This is a genomic window from Rouxiella sp. S1S-2 (genome assembly GCF_009208105.1).
Lineage (GTDB): Bacteria > Pseudomonadota > Gammaproteobacteria > Enterobacterales > Enterobacteriaceae > Rouxiella.
In genome coordinates this window covers 4409240-4430569 of sequence record NZ_WFKL01000001.1, presented here as the reverse complement: position 1 = coordinate 4430569, position 21330 = coordinate 4409240, and the positions used below count along the sequence as shown (strand labels likewise).

Below are 21330 nucleotides of genomic sequence, written 5' to 3'. Positions count from 1 at the left end.
AGGGTTATAACGCAAATAAAAACGGCCAGCGCAGGCTGACCGTTTCGGTAAAACTCAAAGGCTACTGCCAATAATCGATAACGATTACAGGTTGATAGCGTTTTCAGACAGGTAAGCAGCAACGCCAGTTGGTGATGCGTCCATACCTTTTTTACCTTTTTCCCACTGCGCCGGGCAAACTTCACCGTGCTCTTCGTGGAATTGCAGTGCGTCAACCATACGCAGCATTTCGTCGATGTTACGGCCCAGTGGCAGGTCGTTAACAACCTGGTGGCGCACGATACCTTTATCATCGATCAGGAAAGAACCACGCAGCGCAACGCCAGCGTCTGGGTGTTCAATGCCGTAGGCTTTCTGGATTTCACGTTTGATGTCAGCAACCATCGCGTATTTCACTTTACCGATGCCGCCGTTCTCAACCGGGGTGTTACGCCATGCGTTGTGAACAAACTCTGAGTCAAAAGAAATACCAACAACTTCAACGCCTTTAGACTGGAATTCTTCATAACGCTTGTCGAAAGCGATCAGCTCAGATGGGCACACAAAGGTGAAGTCCATTGGCCAGAAGAAGACAACAGTGGTTTTGCCCGCAGTGTGTTTTTTAAAGTTGAAGTTTTCAACAACTTCGCCGCTGCCAAGTACAGCTGCTGCGGTAAAATCTGGGGCCGGACGCGTTACCAGAACCATAAAAACTCCTTTCTAGTAGAAATAAATGATGAGGGATGAAGAAATCAGAGGGCAGTATAAGGGCAACGGGTAGGGGAATAAACCCCATGAGACCAATCGATCAGATAGCATTCGACTATCAACTGTGATCTAGATCTGCTTATTACGCGCTTGTTGCATCATTTGCGGATAAAACTGCCAGAACTGTCGCTCTAAAAGGGCATAATTGCGTTCAACGTCATAAAATGAGCCGGCGAGCGCGGCCAGTTTCGGGCGTCGATTGGCCATGCCCTGTAACACATCCTTAATAAAGCCTAACTCCGCATAGCGTTCCATCCACCGCTGTGGCCACAAATAGGTATTGAGGTTGCGAAAGCGCTCCGGCGTCGCGGACAGATGCGGCTCAATGGCCAGGCGGCACTGATTGATAAACAGTGGCAGTGGCGTTTCAGGACACAGTCTGTCCCAATGCAGCGACAGGAAATGATCCCATACCACGTCGAGCGTAATAGGCGAGACGCGACGATAGTCGGCGCTAAAAAATTCGCGTGCGACTTTAACTTCAGGCAGTGAATCGGTCATGACGTCTACGCGGCGATGCATGCGTATGCCGTGGACGACATCCTCGGAATAATGGCCGTCAGGATTGCCGCGAACGAAATCCGCCATCAGGTTACCCAGCAGCGAACTGTCGGCCAATTTGGCCAGATGTAGGTGTGCGAGAAAATTCATTCGCGCAGTATAACGTGTTTATCCTGATAATTGCGGGTAGGTTACCTGATTTATTCCGGTGAAAGCTTGCAGCTGTACCCCGCTAGCTCTAGACTAGGCCCGCTTAAATTTTGGATAATTTTTTACGTCACCGAGTGGAATAATAAAGCTATGCGCGTTGCCGATTTTACGTTCGAACTTCCTGAGTCCCTGATTGCCCGCTATCCGCAAAGCCAGCGCAGCGGATGTCGTTTGTTGTCTCTGGACGGGCCGACCGGCGAACTGACGCACGGTATTTTCACCGACGTGCTCGATAAACTTAACCCCGGCGACCTGCTGGTGTTCAATAATACCCGCGTTATTCCGGCTCGCGTGTTTGGTCGCAAGGCCAGCGGTGGAAAAATTGAAGTCTTGGTCGAGCGCGTGCTGGACTCAACGCGCGTGTTGGCGCACGTTCGCGCCTCCAAGTCGCCGAAAGCGGGCGCAGAATTGCTGCTCGGTGATGCCGAAAACATTAAAGCCACGATGGTTGCTCGTCACGATACCCTGTTTGAGCTGGAATTTAATGAAGATCGCGATGTCTTCACTCTGTTGGACGAAATCGGCCATATGCCGCTTCCACCCTACATTGACCGCCCTGATGAAGACGCCGACCGCGAGCTGTACCAAACGGTTTACAGCGAGCGCCTGGGGGCTGTGGCTGCGCCAACTGCAGGTCTGCACTTTGACCAGCCGCTGATGGACGCATTAAAGGAAAAGGGCATAGAGTTTGCCTTTGTCACGCTGCACGTAGGTGCCGGGACTTTCCAGCCGGTGCGCGTTGACACCATTGAAGAACACATAATGCATGCCGAATACGCCGAAGTGCCGCAGGAAGTGGTTGATGCCGTGCTGGCCTGTAAAGCACGGGGTAACCGCGTGATAGCCGTGGGCACCACCTCCGTTCGCTCCCTCGAGAGTGCGGCCAAGGCTAGCGACGATGCGCTTATTGCGCCGTTCTTTGGTGATACCAGCATCTTTATTTATCCGGGCTATGAGTATCAGGTGATTGACGTGCTTATCACCAATTTCCACCTGCCGGAGTCCACGCTTATTATGCTGGTCTCGGCGTTTGCCGGGTATAAAAATACCCTCAATGCCTATCATCAGGCAGTGGCAGAAGAGTACCGTTTCTTTAGTTATGGTGATGCCATGTTCATCAACCGTAACTTGCTGGCACCGCAGGAAGTGGTGGGCCAGTAATTTTTATCGGCCCATATATTGGGCTGTCAATTTGGGGTAACCCAAATATTACCTGGCGTTGGACTGTTTTTCCGGCGCGGAGAAGAATGTGAAAATGAAGTACGAATTATCTACCACAGACGGTCGCGCACGCCGCGGACGTCTGGTGTTTGAGCGTGGCGTCGTTGAAACGCCAGCCTTTATGCCGGTCGGAACTTACGGCACCGTAAAAGGCATGACGCCGGAAGAAGTCAAAGAAACCGGTGCGCAAATCCTGCTCGGTAACACTTTCCACCTGTGGCTTCGCCCAGGTCAGGAAATTATGAAACTGCACGGCGACCTGCATGATTTCATGAACTGGCATGGCCCGATCCTCACTGACTCAGGCGGCTTCCAGGTGTTTAGCCTGGGCGCGATGCGCAAAATTAAAGAAGAGGGCGTGCACTTTCGCAACCCGATCAACGGTGATCCGGTATTCCTTAGCCCTGAAAAGTCGATGGAGATCCAGAACGATCTCGGTTCCGACATTGTCATGATCTTCGATGAGTGTACGCCGTACCCTGCCGATTGGGACTATGCTAAACGCTCGATGGAAATGTCGCTTCGCTGGGCAAAACGCAGCCGCGATCGTCACGATGAATTGAAAAATAACAATGCCTTATTCGGAATTATTCAGGGCAGCGTTTACGAAGATTTACGAGATGTATCGATAAAAGGGCTGGTAGATATCGGCTTTGATGGTTACGCTGTGGGCGGTTTGGCTGTTGGTGAGCCGAAAGAGGACATGCATCGTATTCTTGAGCATGTTTGTCCACAGATCCCCGAGGACAAACCTCGTTATCTGATGGGCGTAGGCAAACCGCAGGACCTGGTTGAAGGCGTGCGTCGCGGCGTTGATATGTTTGACTGCGTTATGCCAACGCGCAATGCCCGTAATGGACACCTTTTTGTGACCGACGGCGTAGTGAAAATCCGTAATGCCAAGCATAAAGATGACACTTCGACCCTTGATGAACACTGTGATTGCTATACGTGTCGCAATTATAGCCGCGCCTACTTGCATCATCTCGACCGTTGCAACGAAATACTGGGTGCCCGCCTGAATACCATCCACAACCTGCGTTATTATCAGCGTTTGATGGCCGGTTTACGCCAGGCTATCGAAGAGGGTAAATTAGAGCTGTTTGTGGCAGATTTCTACGCGCGTCAGGGCAAAGAAGTTCCGCCTTTAAACTTCTGATTTCGAACTTAAATCGCCTTTCTTCTTAAAGTAAGGCGATTTGAGTGTTAGATTGCCAAGATTTTTTTTAGTGTTCTATTAACAACAACAATGAGGGAATTTAAATGAGTCTTTTCATTTCTGATGCCGTCGCAGCTACCGGCGCAACGTCACAGGGAAGTCCTTACTCTCTGGTTATCATGCTGGTGGTATTTGGTCTGATTTTCTATTTCATGATCCTGCGCCCGCAGCAAAAACGTTCTAAAGAGCACAAAAAACTGATGGACTCCATCGGTAAAGGTGATGAAGTCATGACTACCGGCGGTCTGATCGGTCGCGTAAGCAAAGTAGCTGAAACTGGTTACGTTGTTATCGCGCTGAACGACACCACGGAAGTGATGATCAAACGTGACTTCGTGGCTGCCGTTCTGCCGAAAGGTACGATGAAGGCGCTTTAATTTTTGATTTTCCCGAAGGGAACTGCCGTGTTAAACCGTTATCCTTTGTGGAAGTATCTGATGCTGATCGCCGTGATCATCATCGGTCTGCTTTACGCGCTTCCCAACCTTTATGGTGAGGATCCGGCTGTTCAAATTACTGGCGCTCGGGGTTCCGACGCCAGTGTTGCAACGCTGGACCAAGTCAGAGATGTACTGAACAAAGACAAACTCGTTAGCAAGTCTATTGCGCTGGAAAACGGCTCAATTCTTGCACGTTTTAACGACACAGACGTTCAGCTGCGCGCGCGCGATGCGCTGACTGCGGCGCTGGGCGACAAATTTGTTATTGCGCTTAACCTGGCACCGGCAACGCCGACCTGGTTAACAATGCTGGGCGCCGAGCCGATGAAGCTGGGCCTCGACCTGCGCGGTGGTGTGCACTTCCTGATGGAAGTCGACATGGATACCGCGCTTGGCAAGCTGCAAGAGCAGACCATGGACAACATGCGTAGTGACCTGCGTGACCAGAGCATTCCTTATGCAACGGTTCGCAAGGCTGATAACTACGGCGTTGTGCTGACCTTCCGTGATTCCGCTACTCGCGACAAAGCCTCAAGCTACCTGTCTCCGCGCCATCGTGATTTGGTGTTTACCAACAGCGGTGACAACGATATTCGCATCGTGATGACCGACGACCGCCTGAGCGAAGCCAAAGAGTACGCGGTACAGCAGAACATTAATATTCTGCGCAACCGTGTTAACCAACTGGGCGTAGCCGAGCCACTCGTGCAGCGTCAGGGTTCTGACCGCATCGTGGTCGAACTGCCGGGTATTCAGGATACTGCGCGCGCCAAAGAAATTTTAGGTGCAACCGCTACGCTGGAATTCCGTCTGGTTAATACCAACGTTGATGCCACTGCAGCAGCCAGCGGACGAGTTCCTGGTGACAGCGAAGTTAAAAACATGCAGGACGGACAGCCGGTTGTGCTGTACAAGCGTGTGATTTTGACCGGTGACCACATTACCGATTCCACCTCAAGTCAGGACGAATATAACCAACCACAGGTTAATATCTCTCTCGACAGCGCAGGCGGAAATATCATGTCCAACTTCACCAAGGACAACATCGGCAAGCCGATGGCGACCTTGTTTGTGGAGTATAAAGACAGCGGTAAGAAAGATGCTAACGGCCGTGCAATTCTGGCGAAGCAGGAAGAAGTTATCAACGTCGCGACCATTCAGTCTCGTCTGGGTAACAGCTTCCGCATCACGGGTGTAAACGATCCTAATCAGGCTCGCCAGCTCTCGCTGCTGCTGCGCGCCGGTGCGCTGATTGCGCCGATTCAGATTGTTGAAGAACGGACTATCGGTCCAACCATGGGTGCGCAAAACATTACCCAAGGTCTGGAAGCCTGTCTGTTTGGGCTTCTGGCTTCGATCCTGTTTATGGTGGTGTTCTACCGTAAGTTTGGTGTGATTGCGACCTCGGCTCTGGTTGTCAACCTGGTACTGATTGTCGGGATTATGTCCCTGCTTCCGGGCGCCACGCTGACCATGCCAGGTATTGCGGGTATCGTACTGACGCTGGCGGTGGCGGTTGACGCCAACGTACTGATTAACGAGCGTATCAAGGAAGAGCTGCGTAATGGACGTTCCATTCAGCAGGCCATCCATGAGGGCTACAGCGGTGCGTTCTCCAGTATCGTCGATGCAAACATCACGACGTTGATCACGGCAATTATTCTGTACGCAGTGGGTACGGGCTCGATTAAAGGCTTCGCAATCACCACCGCTATCGGTGTTGCGACCTCTATGTTTACGTCGATCGTCGGTACTCGTGCCATCGTCAACCTGCTTTACGGCGGCAAACGCGTTAAAAAGCTGTCTATCTGAGGAGTGCGTTGTGGCACAGCAAGATTATACTGTTGAACAACTCAACTATGGCCGTAAAGTCATCGACTTTATGCGCTGGGACAACGTGGCCTTCCTGATTTCAGGCCTGTTGTTAATCGCGTCAATCGCGATTATGGGTGTTCGCGGGTTTAACTGGGGTCTGGATTTTACCGGCGGTACGGTAATTGAAATCACCCTGTCTCAGCCTGCAAATCTCGATAATATGCGCGATTCGCTTGAGAAAGCCGGGTTTAAAGATCCGATCGTACAGAACTTTGGCAGCAGCCGTGATGTGGTCGTTCGTTTACCACCGGCCTCTGACAGCGCCGGTCAGGAACTGGGTAACAAAGTTATCAGCCTGATCAACGCCGATGTCGACAAGACCGCGACCGTTAAACGTATCGAGTTTGTCGGACCTAGCGTGGGCAGTGACCTGGCGCAAGCCGGGGGAATGGCGCTGTTGATTGCGCTTATCTGTATCCTTATCTACGTTGGTTTTCGTTTTGAATGGCGTTTGGCACTCGGTGCGGTTCTTGCGCTGGCGCATGACGTTATCATTACAATGGGCGTTCTATCGCTGTTCAAGATAGAGGTCGACCTGACGATTGTCGCGTCACTGATGTCGGTTATCGGCTACTCGCTGAATGACAGTATCGTGGTATCGGACCGTATTCGTGAAAACTTCCGCAAAATTCGTCGCGGTAACTCTTACGAAATCATGAACGTGTCCCTGACCCAAACGCTAAGCCGCACCATTATGACCTCGGCGACCACGCTGATGGTTGTTCTGATGCTCTACATCTTCGGCGGTCCTCTGCTTGCAGGGTTCTCACTGACGATGTTGATTGGCGTGAGTATCGGTACGGTTTCATCAATCTATGTTGCTTCTGCCCTGGCTCTGAAGCTGGGCATGAAGCGCGAACATATGCTGCAGCAAAAAGTCGAGAAAGAAGGGGCCGACCAGCCCTCACTTCTGCCTTAAGCGCAGTACGGGCGCCTCGTGAGGCGCCTGGATGAACTGATCGCATTGATATTGAAGTAATAAAAAAGCCTCGCCGTTTAATCACCGCGAGGCTTTTTTTATGCATTCGTGACCAGACTTACTGCTGCGTTGGAGCGGCAGGTGTTAGGGTCAACTGATGCAGATGTACAAAACCCAGCGTCTCGGGCGTTACGTTGCCAAAGCGCACTTCGGTGGTTTGTTCGCTCGAAGGCAGTAACCTTGGCGTGACGTTAATGACCTGCGATTGCATATCTACCGTTAAAGGTTTGCCGGTGACCTGGTCGAGCTGCCCCCAATCAACCACGGCGCTGAACGCCGGCAGTGGTTTACCCGAGACCGATTTAAACTTCAGCACGGCGCTGGTGCCGGTGCTGTCAGAGGCCACGGACTCTATTGCCATACTTAGCTGGGCGAAATCGGTATTGAGCAGGGCTGGGTTTTTGGCCTGAGGCAGCAGATAAACGCCGTTAGTTGACTGGCGGTTAAGCATGGTTTGACGCTCAAGCGCACCGGCAAGGTCGGTCAACCGGTCAAGTTTTTGATTAAGCTGATTTACTTCTTTGGTTAATGCAGGCAACTGGGAGTCCTGCTGTGCGCATCCCGCCAGGCTGAGCAGGGCGGTCACCGCGAAAACGGCACGATAAGAGGGAGTCATTGACCTTAAGTCCTTTTCTGCGATTTCTGTATTTTGGTGTAGAGTTTAGTGCCAAAGTTTATCACGATAGTGCGCCAACGTTGCGACAGCCTTTGTTGTCGCGCCACTTCGCGCTAAACTATTGTCCAGATATTATCCGAGCAGGAAGTTCTATGCATTGTCCATTTTGTGCAGCTGTTGACACGAAAGTCATCGATTCACGCCTGGTAGGCGATGGATCACAGGTTCGCCGCCGTCGCCAGTGTCTGGTATGCAGTGAGCGTTTCACCACCTTTGAAGTCGCGGAGCTGGTTATGCCACGCGTGATTAAAAGTAATGAGGTCCGTGAACCGTTCAATGAAGATAAACTGCGCAGCGGTTTTTTGAAAGCACTCGAAAAGCGCCCTGTGAGCTCAGACGACGTTGAAATGGCGATCAGTCATATTAAATCTCAGCTTCGTGCCACTGGTGAACGAGAAATTCCCGCTAAAATGATTGGTAACCTGGTGATGGATGCGTTGAAAGGGCTGGATAAAGTCGCCTACATTCGCTTCGCCTCAGTTTATCGCAGCTTTGAAGATATTCGTGAATTCGGCGAAGAAATTGCCCGACTTCAGGATTAAAGCGCCCACTCGCCACGCCAGATAACCCCACAGAGAAGGCTATGTTCAGCGACGAATACTACATGGCACGAGCGTTTAAACTCGCGCGTAAAGGTCGGTTCACCACCACGCCGAATCCCAACGTAGGCTGCGTTATTGTTAACAACGGCGAAATCGTTGGAGAAGGTTTTCATTTAAAAGCCGGTGGCCCTCACGCAGAGGTTCATGCACTGCGCATGGCCGGTGAACGTGCACGCGGCGCCACCGCCTATGTGACCCTCGAGCCCTGTAGTCATCATGGCCGCACGCCGCCTTGTGCTGATGCACTGTTGGCCGCAGGTGTTTCACGCGTTGTTGCTGCGATGCAGGACCCCAACCCCGAAGTCGCAGGCCGCGGGCTTTATCGTCTTAAGCAGGCGGGCGTGGAGGTCAGTAACGGACTGATGCTCGGTGAAGCCGAGGCGGTTAATCTGGGCTTTCTTAAGCGCATGCGCACCGGTTTTCCCTATATTCAGCTCAAAATGGCCGCCTCGTTAGACGGCAGAACCGCCATGGCCTCGGGTGAAAGTCAGTGGATAACCTCCGCTGCGGCTCGCCAAGACGTACAGCGATTTCGTGCCGAAAGTTCCGCAATCCTCAGCTCAAGTGCGACCGTGCTGGCCGATGATCCATCATTGACCGTACGCTGGAGCGAGCTGGGTGACGAGACGCAGAGCCAGTATCCGGCGCTTTCTTCTTCAAACGCCAGCGCGTCTGCCGAGGACATTCGCCAGCCTTTACGGGTGATCGTTGACAGCAAAAATCGCGTCACCCCGCAGCACAAGTTGGTACAGCAACCGGGTGAAACGCTTTTGGCCCGTCTGCAGGCCGACGATAAGCTCTGGCCCGACGCTGTGCAGCAGTTGACTGTGCCGGCGACCTCGGACAATCGCGTCGATTTGGTCATTCTGATGATGCAGTTGGCAAAACGTCAGGTGAACTCCGTTTGGGTAGAGGCCGGCGCAGAGCTTGCGGGGGCGCTGCTGCAGGCCGGGCTGGTGGACGAGCTGATAGTCTATGTGGCACCTAAGCTGCTGGGCCAAAATGGCCGCGCGCTCTGCGTATTACCGGGACTTGAAAGTCTCGCCGATGCCCCAAATTTTGAATTTAGCGACATCAGGCAAGTGGGTCCTGACCTGCGTTTACGCCTGAAACCGGTCTACTAACCGCCTTGATGGCGGTTTATTTTTTATCTGTCTGCTCAGGTTTACAAAACCGTGTGTCCAGGCAGGGGAATAATATGATAGAATCCGCCCCCCTGCGGCTAAGCATGGGCTGGGTCGATGCTATTTAGCATTAAGCTTTTAATAAAAGCCGGTATTGAGCTTTTAATAAAAAACATAACGATTTAACCCATCCTAAGGAAATTCTATGAACGTTATTGAAGGTGTTGTAGCAACCCCTAACGCGAAAGTAGCCATCGCGATTGCCCGTTTTAATAATTTCATCAACGACAGCCTGCTTTCTGGCGCGGTTGATGCGTTAAAACGTATTGGACAGGTTGCTGACGACAACATCACCGTCGTATGGGTTCCAGGTGCTTATGAGCTGCCACTCGCCGCACGTGCGTTGGCTAACAGCAAAAAGTATGACGCTGTTATTGCTCTAGGTACCGTTATCCGTGGGGGCACAGCCCATTTTGAATTCGTCGCTGGCGAATGTAGCTCTGGCCTGTCCAGCGTTGCAATGAACAGTGAAATCCCGGTTGCCTTTGGTGTGCTAACAACAGAAAGCATTGAACAAGCCATCGAACGCGCGGGAACTAAAGCCGGTAATAAAGGTGCAGAAGCTGCCCTGACCGCGCTTGAAATGATAAATGTTATCAAGGCCATTAAGGCCTGAATCTAGTTAAGGGGAATTCCGTGAAACCTGCTGCTCGTCGCCGCGCCCGTGAATGTGCCGTACAGGCGCTTTATTCTTGGCAGTTGTCTAAAAACGACATCGCCGATGTTGAATTACAGTTCCTGACCGAGCAGGATGTCACAGATGTCGACATTACCTATTTCCGTGAGCTGCTGTCAGGTGTTGCCACCTCAGCCGATAAGCTCGATGCGCTGATGGCTCCGTATTTGTCTCGTCAGCTCGAAGAATTGGGTCAGGTTGAACGTGCGATTTTGCGTCTGGCTCTGTATGAGCTGAGCAAGCGCCAGGACGTCCCTTATAAAGTGGCAATCAACGAAGCTATCGAGCTGGCTAAAACCTTCGGTGCTGAAGATAGTCACAAGTTTGTTAACGGTGTGCTGGACAAAGCAGGCCCGCACATTCGTAAGAAGTAACGTTCCTCATCAAAGAACGCGTTTCATTAAGGCCGGATATCCGGCCTTAATGCATTGTGAAACGCAGGATCGTCATCATCTGGAATCACACTATGGCATGCGGCGAATTTGATTTAATTGCGCGCTATTTCAACCGTTACAGAACGGCACGTCAGGACGTACAGTTAGGCATTGGTGACGACTGCGCCTTGCTGACTGTGACTGACAAGCAGCAAATAGCAGTAAGTACCGACACTCTCGTCGAAGGTATTCATTTTCTTAAAACTATTTCTCCTGCCGATCTCGGCTACAAGGCGCTGGCGGTAAATCTCAGCGACCTGGCAGCGATGGGAGCTGACCCTGCCTGGGTTTCACTGGCTTTGACGCTGCCCAAGGTTGACGCCGACTGGCTTGAGGCCTTCAGCGACAGCCTGTTTGAACAGCTTGATTATTACGGTATGCAACTGATTGGCGGCGACACGACGCGCGGCCCGTTGAGCATGACCCTGACTATTCAGGGCCTGATCCCGGCTGGACGTGCACTGCTGCGCAGCGGAGCCCGGGTCGGCGACTGGATTTACGTCACCGGCACCCTCGGCGACAGCGCGGCGGGGCTGGCCATTTTGCAGGACCGTTTGCAGATAAACGATGAGCAGGCCAGCAAGGCGTTAATTAAGCGCCATCTTCGCCCGCAGCCGCGCGTACTGCAGGGGCAAGCGCTGCGCCAGCTGGCGTCATCGGCGATTGATATCTCCGACGGCCTGGTTTCCGACCTGCGGCACATCCTCAAGGCCAGCGAGTGTGGCGCGCGTCTCGACCTTGACCTTCTGCCCTACTCAAGTGAGATGCTGCAGCACGTCGAGCCAGAGCAGGCGCTGAAGTGGGCGCTTACTGGAGGAGAAGACTATGAGCTGTGCTTCACCGTTCCTGAAATCAACCGCGGTGCGCTGGAAGTGGCACTCGGCCATTTGGGCGTGCGTTTTACCTGCGTAGGGCAGATTGCGCCACTTTCCGAAGGTATCAAATATCAGCGCTCGGGTGATAATGTAGAACTCGAGTGGCAGGGATACGACCATTTCGCACAGGAGACTGCACAGTGACCATCGAAAACAACGCCAGCGGCAACGCAGGAAACAGAAAACGCCCGATGCGCCACAAGGGCAGAACCGGTAATGATGCTGTTGACATGGCGGCGGCTAAAAAACGCCTGAACCTGCGCAACCCTTGGCATCTGCTGGCAACCGGCTTCGGCAGCGGCTTGTTTCCCATCGGACCCGGCACCGCCGGTTCCATCGCGGCAATTCCGTTCTGGATTGTGATGACTTACTTACCCTGGCAGGTCTATTCGCTGGTGGTCATGTTCTCAATCTGTATCGGCGTTTACCTGTGTCGCCAAACCGCGAAAGATATGCGTGTTCACGACCACGGCAGCATCGTGTGGGACGAATTTGTCGGCATGTGGATAACGCTGATGGCGTTGCCAACCAATGACTGGCAGTGGGTATTAATAGGCTTCGTGGTGTTCCGTATTCTTGATATCTGGAAGCCGTGGCCTATTCGCTGGTTTGACCGCAACGTGAAGGGCGGCATGGGTATCATGATTGACGACGTGGTCGCCGGGGTGTTTGGCGCGGCGATTATCTATCTGATCGGCCATCACTGGCCTGCGGGTTTGTTCTGAAGTCTGCCTGATTAGGGTAGCCGAATAAAAAACGGGCGTTTGGATTTGTACTCCAACGCCCGTTTTACATTTCTTGATCAGTATTATCAAAAACAGCCTTATTTGAAACCGGTTGCCTGATGCGGCTGATAGGCCATTTCCAGCTCGGCGATCTCTTCAATGCTCAGCGCGATATCCAGCGCTGCAATGGCATCTTCAAGATGGCCTGCCCGCGAGGCACCGATGATCGGTGCCGTTACGGCCGGTTTGTTCAAAATCCACGCCAGCGCAATTTGTGCACGCGGAACGCCGTGGTCGGCGGCAATTTTTTCTACACGTTCGGCAATTTTTGCATCGGCTTCTTCCGTGTCACCGTACAGCGTCGGGATCACCTCATCGGAAACGGAGCGCGCGGTGGTTTCTCCCCACGGACGGGTCAAACGCCCGCGCGCTAACGGACTCCACGGCAGCACAGCAATATTTCTCTCCACGCACAGCGGATGCATCTCTTTCTCTTCTTCGCGCTGGATAAGATTGTATTGGTCCTGCATCGAGACAAAGGGTGCCCAGCCTTGCTGCTGCTGAATATCCAGCGCTTGTTTAAACTGTGCGGCATGCATCGATGATGCGCCAATAAAACGCGCCTTACCGGCCTTAACTACGTCATTGAGCGCCTCAAGGGTCTCTTCGATTGGCGTGTCGTAGTCCCAGCGGTGGATCTGCAACAGGTCAACGTAATCGGTGCCTAAACGACGCAGACTGTCGTCAATCGACTGCTGAATCGAGGCGCGAGAAAGGCCGCCCTTGAGATTGGGCAGCGGGAAGAAGACTTTGGTTGCCAGCACGTATTTATCACGTGGCAGGTATTCGCGCAGAACTTTCCCGACGATCTCTTCACTGCTGCCGTCCGAGTAGCTGTTGGCGGTATCAAAGAAGTTAATTCCGGCGTCTATCGCCTGTTTGATCAATGGACGGCTGCTCTCTTCCGGCAGCGTCCAGGCGTGTTTTCCTCGGGAAGGTTCACCGTAGGTCATACAGCCGAGGCACAGGCGTGACACGTTCAGTCCGGTCGTTCCAAAGTGGGTATATTGCATGATGTCCTCTAAAACAAACTTTTTATACAGGCTTTAACTGTAGCGTAGTCTGAAGAGGGAAAGGGTGATGAAGAGGTATCGGAAAGGGTAAATCCCCCTTTTTGCTAAATAAAAAGGGGGGCAAGGCTAATCAGGCAAGCCAGTCGTTTATCTGACGTTCGATGCCTGCGGCGTCGAGGCCGATATCGCTGCGGATCTCTTCCTGTGTACCCTGTGGCACAAACAGGTCCGGCAGGCCGATATTCAGCACGGGAACGGCAACGCGTTTAGACATCAACAGCTCATTTACACCGCTGCCTGCACCGCCCATGATGGCGTTTTCTTCAACCGTCACCAGTGAGTCATGGCTCGCGGCCAGTGAAAGGATCAGTTCATTGTCTAAAGGCTTAACGAAGCGCATATCGACCAGCGTGGCGTTAAGCTTTTCAGCCGCTGCTTTGGCTTCCGGCAGCAGTGTGCCGAAGTTCAAAATAGCGATTTTCTCACCTTCACGACGCACGACGGCTTTACCGATCGGCAACGAGGATAGCGGTTCACAGGTCGCGCCTGTGCCGGTACCGCGTGGATAACGTACGGCAACTGGACCCTGCTGATGATGATAACCGGTATGCAGCATCTGGCGACATTCGTTCTCATCGCTTGGCGTCATGATGATCATATTTGGAATGCAGCGCAGAAACGAAAGGTCAAACGCGCCCTGATGCGTCTGCCCATCGGCACCGACAATGCCGCCGCGGTCAATTGCAAACAGTACCGGCAGGTTCTGAATCGCCACGTCGTGGATAACCTGGTCATAGGCGCGCTGCAGGAAGGTCGAATAAATCGCCACCACCGGCTTGTAACCGCCGATTGCCAAGCCTGCGGCGAAGGTCACTGCGTGCTGTTCGGCAATGGCGACGTCGAAATACTGCTGCGGGTAGGATTTGGAGAATTTAACCATGCCCGAACCTTCACGCATTGCTGGCGTAACGGCCATCAGTTTGCTGTCGCCGGCGGCGGTTTCGCACAGCCAGTCACCAAAGATCTTCGAGTAGCTCGGCAAACCTTCTTTGCTTTTCGGCAAGGTTCCGCTGGCCGGATCGAACTTCGGTACGGCGTGCCAGCTGATAGGATCCTTTTCTGCCGGCGCATAGCCTTTGCCTTTGCGTGTCATGACGTGCAGCAGCTGCGGGCCTTTTAAATCGCGCATATTTTTCAGCGTTTGGGTCAGCGCAACCACGTCGTGTCCGTCAACCGGACCAATGTAGTTGAAACCAAGCTCTTCAAACAGCGTACCGGGCACTACCATGCCTTTCAGGTGCTCTTCGGTACGGCGAATCAGCTCCTTGATAGGCGGAACGCCGGAAAGCACTTTCTTGCTGCCCTCACGCAGGCGGGAATAGAGCTTGCCAGACAGCAGCTGTGCCAGGTGGTTATTCAACGCGCCAACGTTTTCAGAAATCGACATTTCGTTGTCGTTGAGCACCACCAGCATATCGGACTTGATATCACCGGCGTGGTTCATCGCCTCAAACGCCATGCCTGCGGTGATGGCACCGTCGCCAATCACGCAAATAGTGCGACGCCCTTTGCCCTCACGCTCGGCGGCAACGGCCATGCCCAAGCCAGCGCTTATCGAGGTTGAAGAGTGACCCACCGACAGCACGTCGTACTCACTCTCACTGCGCCAAGGGAAAGGATGCAGCCCATTTTTCTGACGAATAGTGGAGATTCTGTCGCGGCGGCCGGTCAATATTTTGTGCGGATAAGCCTGATGCCCGACGTCCCACACCAGATGGTCGAAAGGCGTATTGTAGGCATAATGCATGGCGACGGTTAGCTCAACGGTGCCAAGACCGGAGGCAAAATGTCCGCTGGACTGACTTACGCTGTCCAACAGATACTGGCGCAGCTCGTCGCAGAGCTTTGGTAAGCTTTCTTTAGGAAGCGAGCGGAGTTCTTCAGGATTCTCCGCCAAGGCCAGCGTTGGGTATTTGGCTATATCAAGACTCATTGGTTACTCATATAAGAGGCTCATCCAAGTAATTTGGACATTCGCAGCGGCAGCTATCACAGTAAAATCAGCTGTCGCGCTCAATAACAAAGCGGGCTAACGCCAGCAATGGGGCCGTGTTGTAAGAATGTGTGGCCAGCTCGTCCAGGGCGGCAACGGCTTCCTGATAAAGGTCTTTGGCTTTGGCCTGTGCGCCTTCCAGACCTAGCAGGGCCGGATAGGTGCTTTTACCAAGCTGTTGGTCCGCGCCCTGGCGTTTACCCAGCGTTTGGGTATCACCAATGACATCCAGAATATCATCCTGAACCTGGAAGGCGAGGCCAATCGCCTCGGCATAACGGTCGAGTAAGGGCAGGGCAGCGCGTCCGCGTTCTCCTGCCGCCAGTGCACCAATGCGTGCCGCAGCGCGGATAAGCGCGCCGGTTTTGTGGCGATGGATAAGCTCCAGCGCGGTTAAATCAACCTGATGACCTTCTGCGGCGAGGTCTAAAGCCTGACCTGCGCACATACCGGCAACGCCGCTGGCGCGCGCCAATTCGGAAATCATCGACAGGCGATCTTCGGCGGCGACGTCCGGCATCGCGACGTCGGCAAGAATAGAAAACGCCAGCGTTTGCAGGGCATCACCGGCCAGAATTGCGTTGGCTTCGCCAAATTTGACGTGGCAGGTCGGTTGGCCACGGCGCAGATCGTCGTCATCCATAGCCGGAAGATCGTCATGAATCAGCGAATAGGCATGAATGCACTCTATCGCCGCCGCTGGGGCATCCAAATTGCTGAGGCTCAGCCCGAAAAGTTGCCCGCTGGCATACACTAAATAAGGACGCATGCGTTTGCCGCCCAACAGTGAACCGTGGCGCATCGCCGCCACCAGCGGCGTATCGGAAAAAGGCAGCTCGGCGACGCAGGCGGCAAGTACACCATCAACACGCTGTTGCACCTCGCGAAGTTGCTGACTGAAACTTGGGGCTGCGGTTTTTTGTTTTGTTTCGGACATCAGGAATTACTCAGCTTCCGGTGTAAAAGGTTGCAAAGGGGCATCGTTATCGCTGTCGAGCAGGATTTGAACGCGTTGCTCAGCTTGCTGTAATTTTTGTTGTCCCTGTCGGGCAAGCTGTACGCCCTGTTCAAACTCATTCAGCGCGTCTTCCAGCGGAAGTTCCCCTGATTCAAGGCGGGCGACGATGTGTTCCAGTTCAGCCAATGCAGTTTCGAAATTGGCAGGTGGTGCAGCTTTTTTTGGCATAATTCTCTTTCAATATCGAAGGTCTGGGAGTCGTAAACTCTGCATGAGATATCTACGACGCAGGTAACCAGCTATTATGATGCATCCTTTTGCGCGCAAAGTACCCGATTTAAATGCTATACTCCGCGCCGCAGAATCTATTGGTAAGCGCAGTATCCGTGAATTATACGTTTACCAATAGTTGATTCTAGATCCTTATTCACACACTTACGACCCAGTATTCTCACCCGCTAACAAAAGACTGCCATGAAGTTTATCATTAAATTGTTTCCAGAAATCACCATCAAGAGCCAATCTGTTCGTTTGCGCTTCATTAAAATACTTGCAAGCAGCATTCGTAACGTTGTGAAGCCCAGCGATGAGACCCTGGCCGTCGTGCGCCACTGGGATCATATCGAAGTTCGCAGCAAAGACGAAAGCAAACATGACGTGATTGTTGAAATGCTCTGCCGTATTCCAGGCATCCATCACGTTCTGGAAGTCGAAGATCGCCCATTCAACGATGTGCACCACATCTTTGAACAGACGCTCGAAGCCTACCGTGACGAGCTTGAAGGCAAAACTTTCTGTGTGCGCGTTAAGCGCCGCGGCAAGCACAGCTTCAGCTCCGGTGAGGTAGAGCGCTACGTCGGCGGTGGTCTGAACCAGCACATTGAATCAGCCAAAGTAAACCTCACCCATCCGGACGTCACTGTTAAGCTTGAAATTAACGATGACCAGCTGGTGCTTATCAAGCGCCGCTATCAGGGGCTGAGTGGATACCCTATCGGCACGCAGGAAGACGTGATGTCGTTGATTTCCGGCGGCTTTGACTCCGGCGTTTCCAGCTATATGCTGATGCGTCGTGGCAGCCGCGTGCACTACTGCTTCTTTAATCTGGGCGGTTCTGCACATGAAATTGGTGTTAAACAGGTCGCTTACTACCTGTGGAACCGCTTCGGCAGCTCGCACCGCGTACGCTTTATCGCTATCGACTTTGAGCCGGTGGTGGGCGAAATTCTTGAGAAAATCGAAGACGGCCAGATGGGCGTGGTGCTCAAGCGCATGATGGTTCGCGCGGCTTCTACTATTGCTGAGCGCTACGGCGTGCAGGCGTTGGTGACCGGTGAAGCACTCGGCCAGGTTTCCAGCCAGACGCTGTCTAACCTGCGCCTGATTGATAACGCCTCCGACACGCTGATTCTGCGTCCGCTTATCTCTCACGATAAACAGCACATTATTGATATCGCGCGTCAAATCGGTACCGAAGATTTTGCGAAAACCATGCCGGAATACTGCGGTGTGATTTCCAAAAGCCCAACGGTAAAAGCGATTAAAGCCAAAATCGAAGCCGAAGAAGAGCAGTTTGATTTCTCAATTCTGGAGAAAGTTATTGCCGAAGCGAAAAATCAGGACATCCGCACCATCGCTGAAGAAACGCAGCAGGAAGTGGCCGAAGTTGAAACGGTAGCCGAATTTGCCGCGACCGACGTGGTGCTGGATATTCGCGCTCCGGACGAGCAGGAAGAGCATCCGTTGGCACTGGAAGGCGTTGAAACGGCAATAGTCCCGTTCTACAAGCTGGGCGGTGCGTTTGCTTCGCTCGACCAAAGTAAAACCTATTTGCTGTACTGTGATCGCGGTGTAATGAGTCGCCTGCAGGCGCTGTATCTGCATGAGCAGGGTTTTAAAAACGTTAAAGTGTATCGTCCGTAATCAGCGGAAGAAACGCGTCGTTAAAGATAAAGGGATTGCAGATGCAGTCCCTTTTTTTGTGCAATTTTCTAGAAAATCTATTTAAGGCTCGATTACTTTCCGCTTTGCTTCAGTTTCGCAATCTCTTCCTTGGCCTTCGCTAACTGGCTTACAAACTCAGGATTGCTGTGCAGTCGTGCGACCACGCCCGATGAAACCACGCGTGCGGCGTCAACGTCACTCTGCCAGTGATAGCCACAGATGACGCGGCTTTGGCCTAATTCAAATCCACGTTTGAGGATTTCGTTCTGGCGCTGCGGGTTAATTTCCGCCAATACCAATGCAATCGACCAGCCAATGGCAGTGTGACCCGATGGATAAGAGCCGTTTTTGGCTAATTTGCTTTCGTCATCTGGACGGCAGGTTGGCTCGTGGAAGAAGGCGAATGGGCGGATGCGGTTATACTTTTCTTTTGCCGATTTGGTGGCGTAATCACCGGCATCTTCTTTCATGGTTGCAATCAGCTCAAAGGTCGCCGGGGTGTTTTGGGCATTAATATCAAAACCAAACGGTGCAGAGAAGTTCTTGGTGACGTTATCTGCTGAAGAGTCGGCATCACTGTAGGCCTGCGCGCCACGCGGCGTATTTCTTAAAAACTTACCCTGCTCGTAGGCGGCTTTGTCAGCCAAAAAGGCCACGCTGTCAAAGGCCGGAGGTGCGGGGAGCAGTTGCACGCTGTCGGCGGTTTCCTGTAGCGTGAGGTAGTGTTTGTCTTCGGCGTGAACATAGCCGGTTAATACCAGGCTGACGAGCAGGGCAGAGGTTAATTTCTTCACGTTCTATTTCCCTATAGTGATTGAAAATGAATTTATTACTTTATGAAATATTTAGAAATAAAATCATATCAATCACTGATAGGACTGCAACGGGGAAAGGGCTTGATTGTGACAGCGGTCGCGCAAACTGCTGTAATGACTTAAAATTGAGGCGATCTGAATACTAAGTCAACCAGCTGGTTAATTATGCTCAAGTGTTAACCTGCTGAGATCCAAGATCGCAATTTTCAACTGGTTATCAACCTTATTCATTACGTTGGTGGAATCTGTACGTAAGGCCGCAAATTTCGATGACGTACAGATTTTTTCCGTCCGATGGCCTAATTTTGCTAAAGCAACCACAGAATAATCAGTTTGCGGATATTTCATTATTTTACCTAATGAGGTGATAGCCTTGTTGCACTTCTTTTCGAAAACTGAAGTATTACTTTTCAATGATTTTGCCGCATTTTTCAATTTTTCAATGTTTTCAACCATCCCATTAGCGATGATCCAGATTTTATCTTTTTCTGTAATGGAAGTGGGTATGTAATTAGAAATAGTCGGTTTTATTGCTGTCATTGGTTTCTCTGCTCAAAAATGCGATTTTAGAGCCGTAGTTATCTATGAGCTTACACATTTCGCTCATAACATCGCATTATTTTTTCAAGCCACATCATGCTTAATCCTGATAGTTATGCACGCCGGGATAGAGCACCAGCTGCGCGGCAACCTCGGCGGCCTTGGCTTTACCCACCAGCAAGTCAATCATTTTTAACGAAAACTCGATAGCGGTGCCCGGTCCTTGGCTGGTCAGAAGGTTAACGCGTGGGTCAAACATCACTCGCTTATCCATCCATTTGTTTGGCGATATTTTATCTTTTAGCGCCGGGAAACCGGTCATGTTTCCCACAGGGAACAGGTCGTGATATTCCAGCACCAGTGCGGGTGCGGCGCAGATAGCGGCAACCAGTTTTCCGGTGACGTTAACATGACGTACTTTTTCAACCAGCAACGGACTGTCGCGAAAACATTCGGCACCTTTTAAACCACCGGGTAGCACAATCGCGTCGTATTCTTCGTCGGCAACGTCAACCAGCGCCACGTCGGCTAACAGTGTCACACCGCGTGAGCAGCGAATTTCGCGATTACCGTCACCGGCCACGCTCGCAGTGGTGACTTTTATACCGGCGCGAACCAGCAGGTCAATGGCGGTTACGGCCTCCAGTTCTTCACTGCCAGGTGCCAGACATACCAGAGCTGAAACGCTCATAATCATTTTCCTTACTTTTAATTTTCTCGAATAACCGGTTGTTCACCGGCAGTTGCAGACCGTGACTGCGGCCACGGCGCAAGACATAACCGGTGATGTAATCAATTTCTGTATGCCGCTGATTGCGGATATCCTGCAGCATGGAAGAGTGATTGGCCGACGTGGTGTCGATAACCTGGTAAACATAGCTCAGCAGCGACTCTTTGTGGGTTTGATAACCCTCGATAGCCATCACTTCCGCCACCTCTGAGCAAATTTTTTCGATCTGCTCGCCGTAGGTAATCAGGTCGCCGTTGGTGCAATCATGCAATGCGGTCAGCGGATTAATCACGCAGTTCACCGCCAGTTTGTTCCACAAGGAAGGCAGAATATTGTCGTGCCAGGCGACGTCGGGCAGAGCATCGTGCAATTGATCTGCCAGATAACTTGTCGCCGCGCCGCGCGCGTTGGCGGGGCCAATGTGGGTAATGCCTGAAGCAACGTGAACAATCGCATTGCCTTCATGACGCGCTGCGTGGGTGGTTGCGCCAAGTAGAATGGGCAGCCGGTGCGCCGGCAGTTCATCCACCGCGCCCATGCCGTTATGCAGCAATAAAATAGCGCAATTTTCGTTGAGTAGTGGCAGCAGCGAACTGAGTGCGCTTGAGACCTGCCAGGCTTTCAGCGTAACCAGTAGCAGCTGGCTTTCAGCTAAATGCTGTGGGTCGTTAGTCGGCAGATTGCGGTTAAACGCCTGACCGTCAGGGAAAATCACGTTGACTGCGCAAAACGGCTGGGGAATACGGATCCATCCCTGCACGTCATGCCCCTGCTGATACAGTGTGGACAGCCAGAGTTGCCCCAGGGCACCGCACCCTAAAACAGTAATCTTCATCTCTACTCCTTTATACCC

Annotated in this window: 23 protein-coding genes; 12 read left to right on the top strand and 11 right to left on the bottom strand. The window is 52.3% G+C overall.

What is annotated here, in order from left to right; genetic code table 11:
* Nucleotides 1-84: 84 nt before the first annotated feature.
* Both GA565_RS20355 and GA565_RS20350 read right to left on the bottom strand, forming a co-directional pair.
* Complete coding sequence (locus GA565_RS20355) at nucleotides 85-687, bottom strand: peroxiredoxin C (RefSeq protein ID WP_055776693.1); 603 nt, start codon at nucleotides 685-687, stop codon at nucleotides 85-87.
* Between the two features lie 129 nt (nucleotides 688-816).
* On the bottom strand, nucleotides 817-1398 hold the full coding sequence (locus GA565_RS20350) for an ACP phosphodiesterase (protein ID WP_152200410.1): 582 nt from the start codon (nucleotides 1396-1398) through the stop codon (nucleotides 817-819).
* A 150-nt stretch (nucleotides 1399-1548) separates the two neighbouring features.
* On the opposite strand from GA565_RS20350, the gene queA reads away from it, so the two are divergent.
* The 5 genes from queA (at nucleotide 1549) to secF (ending at nucleotide 7132) form a co-directional block, all read left to right on the top strand.
* Nucleotides 1549-2619 carry a tRNA preQ1(34) S-adenosylmethionine ribosyltransferase-isomerase QueA gene (gene queA / locus GA565_RS20345; protein ID WP_152200408.1) on the top strand — a complete coding sequence of 357 codons (1071 nt, stop codon included), beginning with the start codon at nucleotides 1549-1551 and terminating at the stop codon, nucleotides 2617-2619.
* Nucleotides 2620-2713: 94 nt separating this feature from the next.
* The gene (tgt, locus tag GA565_RS20340; protein ID WP_055776703.1) at nucleotides 2714-3838 is read left to right on the top strand and encodes a tRNA guanosine(34) transglycosylase Tgt; all 1125 of its coding nucleotides are present in this window, start codon (nucleotides 2714-2716) and stop codon (nucleotides 3836-3838) included.
* A 104-nt stretch (nucleotides 3839-3942) separates the two neighbouring features.
* Nucleotides 3943-4275, top strand: coding sequence for a preprotein translocase subunit YajC (gene yajC, locus GA565_RS20335; RefSeq protein ID WP_055776706.1), 333 nt, complete (start codon nucleotides 3943-3945; stop codon nucleotides 4273-4275).
* Nucleotides 4276-4302: 27 nt separating this feature from the next.
* Complete coding sequence (gene secD, locus GA565_RS20330) at nucleotides 4303-6150, top strand: protein translocase subunit SecD (RefSeq protein ID WP_152200407.1); 1848 nt, start codon at nucleotides 4303-4305, stop codon at nucleotides 6148-6150.
* 70 nt (nucleotides 6151-6220) lie between these two features.
* Nucleotides 6221-7132 (top strand): protein translocase subunit SecF, encoded by a 912-nt coding sequence (gene secF, locus GA565_RS20325; RefSeq protein ID WP_226951052.1) that lies wholly within the window; start codon nucleotides 6221-6223, stop codon nucleotides 7130-7132.
* Between the two features lie 118 nt (nucleotides 7133-7250).
* On the opposite strand, the gene GA565_RS20320 is transcribed toward secF, so the two are convergent.
* Entirely contained in the window at nucleotides 7251-7808 is a 558-nt protein-coding gene (locus tag GA565_RS20320) for a DUF3251 domain-containing protein (protein WP_152200404.1), read from the bottom strand.
* Between the two features lie 152 nt (nucleotides 7809-7960).
* On the opposite strand from GA565_RS20320, the gene nrdR reads away from it, so the two are divergent.
* The 6 genes from nrdR (at nucleotide 7961) to pgpA (ending at nucleotide 12364) form a co-directional block, all read left to right on the top strand.
* Nucleotides 7961-8410: a transcriptional regulator NrdR gene (gene nrdR, locus GA565_RS20315; protein WP_152200402.1), complete on the top strand. Its 450-nt coding sequence runs from the start codon at nucleotides 7961-7963 to the stop codon at nucleotides 8408-8410.
* A 41-nt stretch (nucleotides 8411-8451) separates the two neighbouring features.
* Nucleotides 8452-9594, top strand: a complete 1143-nt coding sequence (gene ribD, locus GA565_RS20310) for a bifunctional diaminohydroxyphosphoribosylaminopyrimidine deaminase/5-amino-6-(5-phosphoribosylamino)uracil reductase RibD (protein ID WP_152200400.1) — start codon at nucleotides 8452-8454, stop codon at nucleotides 9592-9594.
* Nucleotides 9595-9799: 205 nt separating this feature from the next.
* Nucleotides 9800-10270 (top strand): 6,7-dimethyl-8-ribityllumazine synthase, encoded by a 471-nt coding sequence (gene ribE, locus GA565_RS20305; protein ID WP_055776716.1) that lies wholly within the window; start codon nucleotides 9800-9802, stop codon nucleotides 10268-10270.
* Nucleotides 10271-10290: 20 nt separating this feature from the next.
* A complete protein-coding gene (gene nusB / locus GA565_RS20300) occupies nucleotides 10291-10704 on the top strand; it encodes a transcription antitermination factor NusB (RefSeq protein ID WP_055776719.1) in 414 nt (137 codons plus the stop codon).
* Nucleotides 10705-10796: 92 nt separating this feature from the next.
* Complete coding sequence (gene thiL, locus GA565_RS20295; RefSeq protein ID WP_152200398.1) at nucleotides 10797-11783, top strand: thiamine-phosphate kinase; 987 nt, start codon at nucleotides 10797-10799, stop codon at nucleotides 11781-11783.
* An 86-nt stretch (nucleotides 11784-11869) separates the two neighbouring features.
* Entirely contained in the window at nucleotides 11870-12364 is a 495-nt protein-coding gene (gene pgpA, locus GA565_RS20290; RefSeq protein WP_152201665.1) for a phosphatidylglycerophosphatase A, read from the top strand.
* Nucleotides 12365-12462: 98 nt separating this feature from the next.
* On the opposite strand, the gene GA565_RS20285 is transcribed toward pgpA, so the two are convergent.
* The 4 genes from GA565_RS20285 to xseB all read right to left on the bottom strand — a co-directional run bounded on the left by GA565_RS20285 (nucleotide 12463) and on the right by xseB (nucleotide 16676).
* Nucleotides 12463-13437, bottom strand: a complete 975-nt coding sequence (locus GA565_RS20285; protein ID WP_152200396.1) for an aldo/keto reductase — start codon at nucleotides 13435-13437, stop codon at nucleotides 12463-12465.
* Nucleotides 13438-13567: 130 nt separating this feature from the next.
* On the bottom strand, nucleotides 13568-15430 hold the full coding sequence (dxs, locus tag GA565_RS20280; RefSeq protein WP_152200394.1) for a 1-deoxy-D-xylulose-5-phosphate synthase: 1863 nt from the start codon (nucleotides 15428-15430) through the stop codon (nucleotides 13568-13570).
* A 67-nt stretch (nucleotides 15431-15497) separates the two neighbouring features.
* Nucleotides 15498-16427 carry a (2E,6E)-farnesyl diphosphate synthase gene (gene ispA / locus GA565_RS20275; RefSeq protein ID WP_152200393.1) on the bottom strand — a complete coding sequence of 310 codons (930 nt, stop codon included), beginning with the start codon at nucleotides 16425-16427 and terminating at the stop codon, nucleotides 15498-15500.
* A gap of 6 nt (nucleotides 16428-16433) precedes the next feature.
* Nucleotides 16434-16676 (bottom strand): exodeoxyribonuclease VII small subunit, encoded by a 243-nt coding sequence (xseB, locus tag GA565_RS20270; RefSeq protein ID WP_055776732.1) that lies wholly within the window; start codon nucleotides 16674-16676, stop codon nucleotides 16434-16436.
* A gap of 246 nt (nucleotides 16677-16922) precedes the next feature.
* Between xseB and thiI the strand changes: the two genes are divergently transcribed.
* Nucleotides 16923-18371 (top strand): tRNA uracil 4-sulfurtransferase ThiI, encoded by a 1449-nt coding sequence (gene thiI, locus GA565_RS20265; protein WP_152200391.1) that lies wholly within the window; start codon nucleotides 16923-16925, stop codon nucleotides 18369-18371.
* 92 nt (nucleotides 18372-18463) lie between these two features.
* On the opposite strand, the gene GA565_RS20260 is transcribed toward thiI, so the two are convergent.
* From GA565_RS20260 to panE, 4 genes are all read right to left on the bottom strand, one after another.
* Complete coding sequence (locus GA565_RS20260) at nucleotides 18464-19165, bottom strand: phosphatase PAP2 family protein (protein WP_226951051.1); 702 nt, start codon at nucleotides 19163-19165, stop codon at nucleotides 18464-18466.
* Between the two features lie 201 nt (nucleotides 19166-19366).
* Entirely contained in the window at nucleotides 19367-19747 is a 381-nt protein-coding gene (locus tag GA565_RS20255) for a hypothetical protein (protein WP_152200388.1), read from the bottom strand.
* 100 nt (nucleotides 19748-19847) lie between these two features.
* Entirely contained in the window at nucleotides 19848-20438 is a 591-nt protein-coding gene (gene yajL, locus GA565_RS20250) for a protein deglycase YajL (protein ID WP_152200386.1), read from the bottom strand.
* Nucleotides 20398-21312, bottom strand: a complete 915-nt coding sequence (gene panE / locus GA565_RS20245) for a 2-dehydropantoate 2-reductase (protein WP_152200384.1) — start codon at nucleotides 21310-21312, stop codon at nucleotides 20398-20400. Before panE ends, yajL begins: the two co-directional genes overlap by 41 nt.
* Nucleotides 21313-21330 lie beyond the last annotated feature (18 nt).